This is a genomic window from Paenisporosarcina sp. TG20 (genome assembly GCF_000286315.1).
Taxonomy (GTDB): Bacteria; Bacillota; Bacilli; order Bacillales_A; family Planococcaceae; genus Paenisporosarcina.
Window position 1 is genome coordinate 1 of the sequence record NZ_ALJG01000243.1, and the last position, 13,140, is coordinate 13,140.

Consider the following 13,140-nt stretch of genomic DNA (forward strand, 5'->3'; position numbering starts at 1 on the left):
TTTCAGTGTACCATAAAACGAACATATGTTCCACTCGGAGGCAGGAAGAATTGCATAAAAAAATGCGAAGTGCCAAAAACCTTCGGTTTTCAGTGGCACTCCGCATTTTTCTTCGCTTTCCTCCCACCGCTAAAGCAGTGGGCTTCCAGCTCAGGCAAGTCTGTGAAGGTTTTCCATGAAAAAAATTGTTTCCACTACATTGAGGGTAGATAGAGAAACTACCAACTCTAAAAAATAAAGAAAAAGGCCGAAATAGTATCTTCGGCCACCACTCTTTATAAAATCAGTGTCTATTCACACGTCTTCCCATATCAAAAATACGATATGCTCATTGGTTGAAGGGTCGCGTCGGACGCAAACCCACCGCAAGATTGCCTGTAAGGGGACCCTAGTGCAGTGACAACGTCACTGCACTAGGGTCCTTCATTCTTTAGGTTATGGTGCATTGGGTTTGCTGTCTAAAGCTACCTGGAAACCGAAGTTGATACTGTGTGGAATATCCTTTTAATCCAATACTTAAATCATCTGTACTTTTCGTGCTTCGCCCTATTTTTCTGGATTATATAATTTCTTATATGGAAACTAGAGTTTTCGTGGTGGTTTTTCCCATAATTTCTGCGTAATCTTCCACCATGACACTGGCTGTTGGGAATTTACCTGCTCCCGGACCTATGAGTGTTAGGTTGCCGATGTAATTTGTATCGATTGAAATTCCATTATTTACTCCATCTATTGCATACAACGGGTGCTCTGGACCTACTAATCTGAGACCCACACTTGCAGATAAGGAGCCATCCACGCCTTTGCTAATTTCTGCAACATGTCTGAATCGTAAACCATCTCTTGTTGCATCTTGTACTTGTTCAATTGAAACATCCGCTATTCCTTCAATAACAACATCTTCCCACTTCGGTTGTTGTCCAAATGCCAATGTACTTAAGATCATCAGTTTACGGAATGCGTCTTGACCAGAAATGTCATTGTAAGGATCTGCCTCAGCATAGCCAAGTATTTGTGCCTCTTGTAATGCGTCTTCAAACAAACTTTCTTGTAATCGCATTTCAGTTAAAATATAGTTTGACGTTCCATTTAAAATCCCTTGAATCCTATAAACTTGATTCACTTGAAGAAGATTTTTTAAAGTTTTAATAACGGGAACTCCACCTGCTGTCGTTGCCTCATATCCTACATGGACATCGTGTTTCAACGCTAGTTCCTGTAATTCTAAACCATACTTTGCAAACATAACTTTATTTGCGGTAATAACATGACAGCCTTTTTGAATGACTCTACGTAAATAATCGTATGCTGGCTCTTCACCAACGATGGCTTCAAACACGACTTGAAGACCTGGAATAGCTTCAATCTCCTCAAAATTGTCAGTGACGAATACCCCCGGTGTAGCCATTCGATTTTTCGTGGAATCTCGGATTAATATGGCTTTTACCTCTATTTCTACTCCTAGAGAATGCTTTAATTGAGTCTTTTTTTCATTTAGTATTTGGTAAATACCTTGACCAACAGTTCCAAAACCTAATATTGCAACTTGAATTATTGCCATGCCTTGACCCCCAAGTAACCGGTTAATATTGATCCCCAATTCTCAAACTCGGTTAGAAAACCATCATGACCGAATCGAGTATTGACGATATGATATTGATGAGTAGGAATAAGCTGCACAAAAGATTTAATATCATCAGGTGGATAAATCAGATCATGTGTGAAAGCAACGGCGATTACTTTAGCCTCAAATTGTTTTGCTGCCATTTCTACACCTCCCCTATCCCTCCCAATATCATGTGTGTTCATTGCTCTTAGCAACGTAAGATAACTATTCGCATCAAAACGTTGCGCTAGTTTTGTTCCTTGATATTTCATATAGGATTCAATTTCGAATAAACCTCTACTGGTGGTTCTCCTAGAAAAACGATCCCTAAGTAATTTTTCACTACGATAAGTAACTAAACCTGCCATGCGAGCAGTTTCAAACCCCTTGATATCGGATGAACACCTATAATTTCCATTGTGAAAATTAGCATCCGATTCAATTGCATGGATTCCAATATAGTTAAAAGCAATACCCGTGTCACTTAGGTAAGGAGTAACAGCCAAAGGAATAAGCAATTCCATGTCTTTAGGGTATAGTAACCCCCACTCTAGTACACGCATACCGCCGAGTGAACCTCCAATTACCGCATGAAGTTGATCAATCCCTAAAGCAAGTAATCCTCTTTTTTCAACATGTACCATATCTCGAATTGTAATAGTCGGGAAAGTTGCTCGATATTGTTCACCACTATAGGAGTTGATTGTCGAAGGACCTGTTGAACCCGAACACCCACCCAATACATTGAAAGTTATTACTCTAAAAATATTTGTATCAATATTCTTACTAGGGCCTATCAAACCGCTCCACCAGCCAGGTGTATTCTCTGTTCCAATGGCATATTGATCTCCAGTTAATGCATGACAAACTAAAACAACTGGTGCATCTGAAGGACCCCAAGATTCATATGAAAGTTCAATATTTTCAAGCCAATCTCCAGACTCTAATTGAAAGTTTCCGATTGTCACACTCCCTGTTGCCACTTAATTCACCTCCTAGTTAGATAGGTACTACAATCGATTTTTCTAACGCAATCTTTAAATCTTCTAATAAGTCAACCACAGACTCAATTCCTACTGATAAGCGAATTAATTCTTCTGTTACACCCGATTTCTTTAATTCTTCACTGCTTAATTGTTGATGAGTAGTAGAAGCAGGATGTATGATTAGCGATTTTGCATCACCTACATTTGCTACATGAGACCAAATTTGGACGTTATCAATGATCTTGCGTCCTGCATCTCGACCACCTTTAACACCGAAGTTAACAATGGATCCATATCCACTTTTTAAGTACTTTTGAGCGAGTTCATATGAGGGGTGTGATTCAAACCCGATATACTGTACCCACTCTACCGCAGGATGACTATTTAAGTAATTAGCTACAGCAAGTGCATTTTCATTATGTTTCGGTACACGTAAATGGAGTGTTTCAAGGCCTTGCAAAAAAGCAAATGCATTTTCCGGACTTAAACATGGACCGAAGTCACGTAATAACTGAACACGAAGCTTAATCGCAAAAGCCACCGCTGGCAAGTCTACACCATATCGAAGACCGTGATAACTTGTATCCGGCTCCGTGAACCCAGGAAACTTTTCACTATTCCAATCAAACTTGCCTGCATCAACGACGACACCTCCAATTGAAGTTCCGTGTCCGCCTATCCATTTAGTCGCTGAATGGACCACAACGTCTGCCCCATGTTCGATCGGATTACTTCCGTATGGAGTGGCAAATGTATTATCAACGATTAGCGGAATTCCATTGTCATGAGCAACTTTGGCTACTGCTTCTACATCTAAAATATGGAGACTTGGATTTCCGATAATTTCACCAAAAATAGCTTTCGTTTTATCCGTTATAGCATCACGGAAATTTTCAGGATTTGTAGCATCTACGAACTTCACAGTAATTCCATACTTCGGCAGTGTATTGGCAAACAAATTATAAGTTCCACCATACAAATCACCAGCAGCTACAATCTCATCACCAGTACCAGCAACATTTAATATAGAGAAAGCAATGGCTGCCATTCCACTTGATAGTGCTACTGCCGCAGTACCACCTTCTAATAAGGCAATACGCTGTTCAAAAACATCTACAGTCGGATTACCTATACGTGAATAGATATATCCGGGTTCTTGCAATGCAAACAGGTTTTGAGCATGTTCCGTATCTCTGAAAACAAAAGATGTAGTTTTGTGAATCGGTACAGCACGAGAGCCCGTAACTGGATCAGGCTGTTGTCCTCCGTGTAAAAGGTTTGTTTCTGGTTGAAAATTCGTCATTGTTTTTCCCTCCTGTTTTGTGGTTTTCGATGGATTGCGGAGGCGAAAGAGGATTTTTTGTAAGAAAAGCGCAAAGCACCAGTCTAGCTCGACGCCGGCGCTGGAAGGATGAAAGACGATCGTTTCGTCTTTCTGACCCCAAAGTGGCCCGCGAGCTGGTGCTTGGAGCTAAACAGAGTTTTCATAAAAGAAAAAATATATTTCTTTCTTAAATGAAATACAAATAATCCCCTTCTTCGCTTAGGAAGAGGGGGATCGCAAGTGCGTATTCCTCCTCTTATCTTTCAGATCCACATAAAGAAATCTGCAGGAATTAGCACCTTTGCAAGTTAATCACTTGCCGGTTGCCGGGCATCGTAGGGCCTAGTCCCTCCGCCGCTCTTGATAAGAGTGTTTGATTTAGTTTTTACCATCTTGAGGATTAGTATATGTTTTGGTACAGGAAAAAGTCAAGAAAAAAATAAAAAATTTTGAAACTTCATGCTACTTTCAAACGTTAATAGGATATGGGAAAAAGGGGTTGGGATATGAATATAACAATGTGGATAATCATGTTACTACTATCAGGCTATTTAATTGGCAGTTTTCATGGTTCTTTCATTGCACAATGGTTATCCGGTGTAAAAGTAAAAGAACAAGGATTGAAAAATTCAGGGGCATCCAATGCAACAATCGTTTTAGGTTGGAAATACGGCTCTTTAGTTGCTCTTATTGATATTGGAAAAGGATTAATTGCTGTTCTATTATTGCAATATATTTTGCATTCTACTTCACTTACTTTTGAATCCAAGTTCTCTTTATTATTTTTGTTGGGTGCAGCCGTTATTATTGGACATAATTATCCGTTATGGATGAAGTTTGATGGAGGCAAGGGAACTGCGTCCTTAATCGGAATCATGTTTGCCATTGATTGGAGAATGGGTATGGTTGGTTTTGCTTTGTTAATCTTTGTTACTTTGATCACAGACTATTTACTAGTTGGCGTACTTTTTTTATATCTTACCCTTTGCGGATACACATTTTGGTTTACAGAAGGATATTGGTCCTCACTCATTGCAATTATTCTTTTCTTATTAGCAATTTGGAAACACACAGAAAATGTACTGCGCATAAAAAACGGGACAGAACCCCTTGTCTCAAGTGTATTAAAAAAGAAAAAAATGACGTCCTCTTGAAATTCATGAGGACGTCAATTCGTTTTTATTAAAAGATAACTTTTTCACTAGTCTATTTGGAAGCCTAGTGAAAATTGCCCGATTTTAATTATTTCGTTTCACGGTGTATCGTCATTTTCTTTAATCGTTTAGAATATTTTTTCATTTCAATGCGTTCTGGATTATTTCGTTTATTTTTAGTTGTTATATAGTTTTTATCGCCTGTTTCACTACAAGCTAATGTGATATTCACTCTCATATTTATATCCTCCGTCTCGTAAACAGTAATAGTTACGTTTTATAATATACCACAATTGCTCTTTTACCGTCAATCACCCACTAATCTTTATTCCTTGATGATTCAGATAATGATAGACTAATGATAGATTCACTAAAATTAAGGGAGTTGGACTATCAATGCAAGAAAAATTAATTGAACGCCTTATTCGTTATGCTAAAATCGATACACAATCTGACCCTGACAGCGCAACTTGCCCATCTACATCAGGGCAATGGGATTTACTCTATGAACTCGAAAAGGAATTATCCTCTATTGGAATGCAAGACATATCACTAGATGAGCATGGTTACTTATTTGCAACATTACCTTCAAACTCAGACTCCGAATTACCCATAATCGGTTTCTTAGCTCATGTCGATACGGCAACAGATTATACAGGGAAAAATGTCAATCCTCAACGCATCAGTTGTTATCAAGGTGGGGATGTTCGCTTAAATAATGAAACAGTTATGTCTCCTAACGATTTTCCTGAGCTAAACAATTATATTGGGCATACATTAATTACAACAGATGGTACAACACTACTTGGCGCAGACAATAAAGCGGGTATTGCTGAAATTATGACAGCAATGGAATTTCTAATTAAAAACACAGACATTAAACATGGGGAAATTCGCATTGCTTTCACACCAGATGAAGAAATTGGGCGAGGCCCTCATAAATTTGATGTCGAGAAATTCGGTGCCAAGTTTGCATATACTATGGACGGGGGACCTCTTGGTGAACTTCAATTTGAAAGTTTTAATGCAGCTTCCGCTAAAGTAATTACTCATGGTAAAAGTGTCCACCCTGGCTCTGCAAAAAATAAATTGGTCAACGCTATAACCATTGCAACGAAGTTCCAATCCTATATGCCTGCTGATGAAGTTCCCGAAAAGACAGAAGGATATGAAGGATTTATTCACTTAATGAATTTTAATGGAAATGTTGAAGAAGCAAAATTATCATATATTATCCGTGATTTTGACCGGAATACTTTCGAAGAAAAGAAAGTATTATTTGAAGTAGCTACAGCTAAAATAAAAGATGAATATGGGATCAATGCAATTTCAGTTGAGTTAAATGACCAATATTATAACATGGGTGAAAAAATTGAGCCTGTCAAAGAAATTGTAGATATAGCACATCAAGCTATGACAAACCTTTCGATTACACCTCTAGTTCTTCCTATTCGTGGTGGTACAGATGGTTCTCAATTGTCTTATATGGGGATGCCTACCCCTAACATTTTTACAGGCGGTGAAAACTATCATGGTAAATATGAATATATTTCCGTTGATAATATGGAAAGAGCGACTAAAGTTATGATAGAAATCATTCAATCATTTGAAAAACAAGCATAAGAAGGTGAGTCTTTGAAAGCAATCGTGCTTGGAATTTTCGGATCATTATTTTTTGCTGTAACATTTATCTTAAACCATTCAATGGAACTTACTGGCGGTAGTTGGATGTGGAGTGCTTCGTTACGCTATTTCTTCATGGTTCCTTTCTTACTTGCTATTGTTTTGTTTCGTGGTGGGATGAAACCTTTAATTACTGAAATGAAAACCCACCCAGTCCCCTGGTTAGGCTGGAGCTTTGTGGCATTTGTTCTCTTTTATGCATCGATAACATTTGCTGCCGCTTACAGTCCTGGTTGGCTCATTTCTGGAACCTTTCAATTATCAATTATTGCGGGCGTTTTACTAGCTCCTTTTTTTGTCACAACACTCCAAACAGCTGATGGTGTGATTAGTAGAGTACGTCATAAAATTCCAAAAATTTCACTTGGGATTTCTATAGTTATATTACTTGGCATTGTATTGATCCAAATGCCTCATATTCAAGATGTTAAAGTTACGACATTATTACTTGGGACATTACCTGTAGTAGTGGCAGCAGTTGCATACCCACTAGGAAACCGGAAAATGATGGAAGTTTGCGGAGGACGACTCGATACGTTTAGTCGGGTTCTCGGGATGACACTTGCCACGATCCCGGTTTGGATTTTACTAGCTGTGTATGCTTTTTGTACCGTTGGACTGCCTTCGGCCAATCAAGTATTTCAAAGTTTAATCATCGGAATTAGTTCTGGGGTTATTGCAACTTTATTGTTCTTTACAGCTACAGATTTAATACGAGAACACCAAGGGAAATTAGCTGCAGTAGAGGCTACGCAATCTTTACAAATTGTGTTTGTAATAGTTGGTGAAATGCTATTACTTGGCCTCCCTTTACCTGATTCTATTGCACTATGGGGAATTTTCATTATAATAATTGGACTCATTTTACACAGTTTTTACACAAAGATACTAAGAGAAAAACAAGCAAGATCCGTCGTATAGACAGACCTTGCTTGTTTTTTTGGCTCTTTGTCAAATGACGTTGGTGAAGAATAGTAGCCTACCATAACTTAGTTATAGTCGGGCTATCCAAGAAGTCAGTAAAGCTGATTTTTTAGGATAGTCCTTTTTCATATAGTCTTCCATGTATCCCGTTGTTTTCCGTTCCAAATGGACGCTTGGAACGGAAATCTACCTAATCCAATATATTTATAAAAAATGACGTTAGTGAAGATCCTCCTCATCTCCCTTTAAAGGGATGGGGATTTTCTTTCACCAACGTCATTTATTGTACAACCGTTTTTTATTTTCCGGAAAAATAACTATTTCATTTTTTTAAGTAAATAAAGAAGATACGGTGTTCCAATTAGTGCAACAACAAGTCCACTTGGAATGTCTTTTGGAACGATTACAATACGACCTATAAAGTCTGCAGTCACTAGCAATAAACCACCTATTAAACCTGACACGACTAGTAATGGTAAATGTCTGAAACCAACTAGAAGCCGTGCAATATGCGGTGCAACTAGTCCTACAAAACCAATTGTTCCTACTAGCGCAACGCCAGCAGTACTGATTGCTACACCAATAATCATAGCTCCTACCCTTGCATTACGAACCGACAAACCAAGGCCTGATGCTACATCGTCTCCAAAAGTTAACGTATCTAAGCTGCGAGTTACATAAATAGCAGGACCTATAAATAATACCAACAATAATAAAGCAAGCTGTACATCGTCCCATCCTTTAGCATATGTACTACCAGATAACCACACAAGTGCAGCTGCAACTGCTAACTTTGCTTTCACAACAAATACTTGCGTTGCTGCAGAACCAAATGCTGAAATTGCAATTCCGATTAATGCAACCAACATTGGTTGGAAATTACTCTTCCAAGAAGTAAATAGGATGATTGCTAATGCTAAACTTGCGCCTATTATTGCACCAAGAGGCATATATTCTACTGGAATAGCCGGGAACATCACAAGTAATAACATTGCCCCTGCCCCACCCATTGAAGTAACTCCTAAAACGCTAGCATCTGCAAGTGGGTTTCTCAATACACCTTGCAATAGAACACCTGTGATAGCGAGCATGACACCGACAATGAATGCTGTGATAACTCGTGGAACTCTGAAATTCCAAATAGCTGGTTTCATCCAATCTAATGACCATTCTAATCCATTAAATGATAAGGCCAATACAAATACAATCGTTATAATAGAACTTAAAGTAATAACAACGAGTGGGAGTTTTACTGGCTTTAATGTGCCACCCATTTGCCTGTCACCACGTTGATGTGTTTTAGCTGTTCTCCAAGCTAAATAAAGCAACCATGGTCCTCCAATTAAGGCTGTCATAGCTCCCACTGGTACTTCTTGTCCTGGTTGAATGAAGCGTCCCAATACATCGGCTCCGATCAACATGACGCTCCCCCATAAGAATGAATGGAAAACTATCCAAAAGTGGCCTTTTACACCCAACATACGAACGATATGAGGTGCCATTAAACCAATAAAACCAATAGGTCCAACAACACTTACCGTCACAGCAGCAAGTAGAATAGCAACAGCCCAAGTTGCTAACTTAATTATGCGTACATTTTGACCGAGTGATGTTGCAATATCCTCTCCAAGGGAGTAAATATCTAGTGATTTTGATAGGGCGGGTGCAGCTATAAATGCAATAAAAATCATTGGAGCTGCAAACTGTACACCATCCCAGTTCAATTGAATGAGTGTACCTGACCCCCATAAAAATAATCCATTCGTTTTATTTTCAAATAACAATTGTAGCAATCCTGTCAGTGAGGCGAATAGTAAGGCAATAATCATCCCTGTTAAGGCTACGCGTACTGGTTCCATTTGTTTTCCTGCCAACATAATCACCATAACTGATGAAAGTGTGGCTCCACATAATGCAGTTACAAATGGTATTCCACCTAAAAATGATGGAAAGAAAATCGTTGATAATACAACGAAGAAAAAAGCTCCGGCATTTATGCCCAATGTACCTGGTGATGCTAGAGGGTTATTCGTCAAAGTTTGTAAAATAGCCCCGGAAACTGCGAGTGCCCCTCCTGCTAAAATCCCAATAACTAAACGGGGTAAACGAAATGACAACAATATATCTTGGACTCGCCCGGGTACCCATGCTTCAGTAAAAAGCTCACGAACCGTATAATCGGCTTGTCCTTGCGTTAAGTGAATAAGAGATAGCAGAACAAGCAGGAAAAAGCCCCCTGTCAAATAGACAAAGGACTTGCTCCCATTTTTCAGAAACATTATTTATTTACCAACACATCTGTTATTTGATTAACAAGTGTTTTTGCTGATAATGGTCCTCCATACAACCACGTAGCAGCACCTAAATCATACATACGATCTTCCTTAACAAACGCAAGGTTTTCCCAAACGGCATTCCCTTTAAGTTGGTTTTCATAAATATTGTCTGTATCAGGAACTGTGAACATATAGTTCGCATTTTCATATTTAGTTAAACCTTCTACATTGAATGTAGTAGAACCAAAAATTTCGTATTGTTCCGGTTGATGCACATTTGTTAAGCCAATTTTTTCTATGATGATGGAAGCCATTGAGTTTGGTGTAAATACACGAATTTCGGGAGCTGCAGTGCCTGTATAAGCTAATGTTAAAATTGTATCTTTTGTTTTTAATTGTGCAGCTTCAACTTCAGCCGCTTTTTCTACATATACTACTTCTAAGTCTGCCAATACTTTTTCTGCCTCGGCTTCTTTTCCTACAGCTTTAGCCATTTCATTAAATGTTGTTTCCATTTCTTGATAAAGATCAATACTTTCATCTTCTGGATATGGGTTAAAAATGACTGTTGGAGCAATTCCTTCTAAATCTGCTAACATAGCATCATGACGGAAGCTAACACCGATGATTAAATCTGGGTCGATTGCAGCGATTGCTTCTAAGTTCGGCTCTTGTCGACCACCGACATCTATAACTGTAGTATCTAATTGAGGTTCAATATTTACATATTCACCGTAACCTTGAATATCGGCCATTCCTGCTGGTTGAATTCCAAGTGCTAATAAATTCTCAGCATACGTCCACTCAAGTACAACGATTTTTTTTGCTGGCTCATCCAATGTTACTTCCCCGTTTGCTCCTTGAATCGTAATAGCTTCTTCTGTCGTACCTTTTTCTACTGGTGCTTCTTCTTTTTTCTCTTCTTCTGCACCACATGCAGCAAGTAGAAATGTGAAAAGTGTTAATATAAGCACAAAAATCGTTAGACGTTTCATTTATCTTTTCCTCCAATTTAGTTTGAATATGATAATCATTCTCAAGTAAATTTCTAATATTATTCTGTCTTCACAATTTTGTAAAGACTTTATCAATAATTAATGAAAATCATTCTCACTTAATGTCCATTCTGTGTTATGATGCTTTTAGTGAGAAGACCTATCATTTAGATGGAGGCTAGCGACATGCAGACTGCAGTTAAAATTGATTCCTTATCAATTGGATATTCGGAGAATTTATTATTTGAGAATTTAAATTTACATATACCTCGCGGAGAAATATCCGTTTTTGTTGGTAGCAATGGGTGCGGGAAATCAACACTTCTCCGTTCAATTGCTCGTTTACTAAAGCCAACAGTCGGCACGGTTTTACTAGAAGGAAAAGATGTACATCGTATGTCTTCTAAAGAGGTAGCGAAGAAAATGGGCATATTGCCACAATCTCCTGTGTCCCCTGAAGGTTTATCTGTTCTTGATTTAGTGAAGCAAGGTCGTTACCCTCACCAATCTTGGTTAAAACGATGGACAGAAGAAGATACATCTAAAGTTGAAGCAGCAATGGAAGCAACACATATCAGTGAGTTACGTGATCGTGCTGTCGATACATTGTCTGGTGGTCAACGACAAAGAGCTTGGATTGCAATGACACTTGCTCAAGATACTGACGTTATATTACTTGATGAACCAACAACTTTTTTAGATATGACCCATCAAATAGAGATACTGGACTTATTGTTTGAATTAAACGAGAACAAAAATCGAACAATTGTAATGGTGTTACATGATTTGAACTTGGCTTCTCGTTATGCACACAATATTATTGCCATCAAAAATGGTGAAGTTCATTCACAAGGAAAACCAGAAGACATTATTACATGTGATTTAGTTCGCTCTGTTTTTGGAATGGAGTGCCAAGTATCAAAAGATCCAATGTTTGGAACACCACATTGTATTCCTTTTGGTCGTGGACGCTGTGTTGTACCTGAATTACGCGCTTCTGCTGGAGCTTAATATATGAAAACATCACTCGAACGACTATCAGTTTATGTCGATGATGATCGTAAGCCCATTATGACTCTTGGCGATGTTCAAACTGAAGATGGCAGTAAAGTGTTACTACAAAAGATTAAAGACCTAACGGATGCACCTACGGATGCCGTGGCTGCATCTGTTTTTTTTCGCCGATTGGGTTTCTTATTAGCAGCTCAATTTCAAACCATAGCGATTCACAAAAAAGTGTTTGCTGGCTCACTAGAACAAGTGGGCATTATTGAAGAAGAAAATACCTTTAAATTTATGGTGCCTAGCGTTGGATTTATTGAAGTTCTAGATACACAACAAACATTGAGATTTGTATTAGATACTTATGGCCACCCTCTTGTTCAATTGTTTAGCAAACAAGCACATATTTCAAAATTAATATTGTGGGAAAACATATGGGGATATGTGATCTGGGTTTACAGTCTTCTCATCAAAGAAGACATTAAGTCCGCTTCACAGGATTTAGATTTTCTATTGCAAGACGATACTTGGAAACCTCAAATGCGTCGTTCCCCATTCAAACAATACCTACAAAACCAAACAGCACTTGATGCAATGAAAGACTATAAACGTGTCACTTGTTGTTTATTAAAAGAGATGCCCGATACAAATAAATGTCCTTACTGCCCACACGCAAAATAAGCGTGTGGGCTTTTAATTAGTGATCATTAAACTATGGAATTTTGATAATTGGAATTTTACTATCATAACTCGGTTGTCAATTTTCCCAACTGAGCAGTTGCTTACCTTAGCCTTATCGATAAATTTAGTATGGTTATGGAAAAAATGATTTACTTACTGTAAAACACCTAGCTTTATTTGCTAGATATTTTTTTAGTGAACTATATAAAATTCATGAATCGTTTAATTATAGGTCGTTCAAGTAATTAAGTACTCCCTCTTAAAAACAATACTCCGAAATAAATCGGTATTTTTTATCGAATCAACCTGTACTAATCTATTTGATGGAGTCAATCATCTTTCCGGAAAATTAATTGATTGATTAATCAATCTTAATTTAAAGTAATATAAATGAGTCAATTTCATAATAAAAAGTCTAGTAATAAAAATCTAAGAAAAACCGGGTAAGTGCGCCCGGTCCTTAAAGAAAGCACACAGTATCCACTTTGGTTTCTGGTATGATTTCCGTT

At 38.1% G+C, this 13,140-nt stretch carries 11 protein-coding genes and 1 riboswitch; of the genes, 5 read left to right on the forward strand and 6 right to left on the reverse strand.

Annotation, left to right across the window (positions count from 1 at the left end; genetic code table 11):
* Positions 1-571: 571 nt before the first annotated feature.
* From B371_RS0106100 to B371_RS0106110, 3 genes are read right to left on the reverse strand one after another with little or no spacing between them, the layout of a single operon-like run.
* Positions 572-1,561, reverse strand: a complete 990-nt coding sequence (locus B371_RS0106100) for a homoserine dehydrogenase (RefSeq protein ID WP_019413418.1) — start codon at positions 1,559-1,561, stop codon at positions 572-574.
* A complete protein-coding gene (locus tag B371_RS0106105; RefSeq protein ID WP_019413419.1) occupies positions 1,552-2,589 on the reverse strand; it encodes a homoserine O-acetyltransferase in 1,038 nt (345 codons plus the stop codon). Before B371_RS0106105 ends, B371_RS0106100 begins: the two co-directional genes overlap by 10 nt.
* A gap of 16 nt (positions 2,590-2,605) precedes the next feature.
* Complete coding sequence (locus B371_RS0106110; RefSeq protein ID WP_019413420.1) at positions 2,606-3,895, reverse strand: O-acetylhomoserine aminocarboxypropyltransferase/cysteine synthase family protein; 1,290 nt, start codon at positions 3,893-3,895, stop codon at positions 2,606-2,608.
* 274 nt (positions 3,896-4,169) lie between these two features.
* Positions 4,170-4,286, reverse strand: a riboswitch (SAM riboswitch).
* Positions 4,287-4,422: 136 nt separating this feature from the next.
* Between B371_RS0106110 and B371_RS0106115 the strand changes: the two genes are divergently transcribed.
* The gene (locus B371_RS0106115) at positions 4,423-5,070 is read left to right on the forward strand and encodes a glycerol-3-phosphate acyltransferase (protein ID WP_019413421.1); all 648 of its coding nucleotides are present in this window, start codon (positions 4,423-4,425) and stop codon (positions 5,068-5,070) included.
* An 88-nt stretch (positions 5,071-5,158) separates the two neighbouring features.
* On the opposite strand, the gene rpmG is transcribed toward B371_RS0106115, so the two are convergent.
* A complete protein-coding gene (rpmG, locus tag B371_RS0106120; RefSeq protein WP_019413422.1) occupies positions 5,159-5,308 on the reverse strand; it encodes a 50S ribosomal protein L33 in 150 nt (49 codons plus the stop codon).
* A 158-nt stretch (positions 5,309-5,466) separates the two neighbouring features.
* Between rpmG and pepT the strand changes: the two genes are divergently transcribed.
* The gene (gene pepT / locus B371_RS0106125; RefSeq protein ID WP_019413423.1) at positions 5,467-6,693 is read left to right on the forward strand and encodes a peptidase T; all 1,227 of its coding nucleotides are present in this window, start codon (positions 5,467-5,469) and stop codon (positions 6,691-6,693) included.
* Positions 6,694-6,705: 12 nt separating this feature from the next.
* A complete protein-coding gene (locus tag B371_RS0106130; RefSeq protein WP_019413424.1) occupies positions 6,706-7,674 on the forward strand; it encodes a multidrug resistance efflux transporter family protein in 969 nt (322 codons plus the stop codon).
* A gap of 320 nt (positions 7,675-7,994) precedes the next feature.
* Here the strand turns inward: B371_RS0106130 and B371_RS0106135 are convergent, their stop codons facing one another.
* Together B371_RS0106135 and B371_RS0106140 are read right to left on the reverse strand one after the other, a co-directional pair.
* Positions 7,995-9,956, reverse strand: a complete 1,962-nt coding sequence (locus B371_RS0106135; RefSeq protein WP_019413425.1) for an iron ABC transporter permease — start codon at positions 9,954-9,956, stop codon at positions 7,995-7,997.
* On the reverse strand, positions 9,956-10,948 hold the full coding sequence (locus B371_RS0106140) for an ABC transporter substrate-binding protein (protein WP_019413426.1): 993 nt from the start codon (positions 10,946-10,948) through the stop codon (positions 9,956-9,958). The genes B371_RS0106135 and B371_RS0106140 overlap by 1 nt, the downstream gene beginning before the upstream one ends.
* Positions 10,949-11,134: 186 nt before the next feature.
* Here B371_RS0106140 and B371_RS0106145 point away from each other — a divergent pair, with 186 nt between their 5' ends.
* Together B371_RS0106145 and B371_RS0106150 are read left to right on the forward strand one after the other, a co-directional pair.
* On the forward strand, positions 11,135-11,959 hold the full coding sequence (locus B371_RS0106145; RefSeq protein WP_019413427.1) for an ABC transporter ATP-binding protein: 825 nt from the start codon (positions 11,135-11,137) through the stop codon (positions 11,957-11,959).
* Between the two features lie 3 nt (positions 11,960-11,962).
* Complete coding sequence (locus B371_RS0106150; protein ID WP_019413428.1) at positions 11,963-12,631, forward strand: hypothetical protein; 669 nt, start codon at positions 11,963-11,965, stop codon at positions 12,629-12,631.
* Positions 12,632-13,140 lie beyond the last annotated feature (509 nt).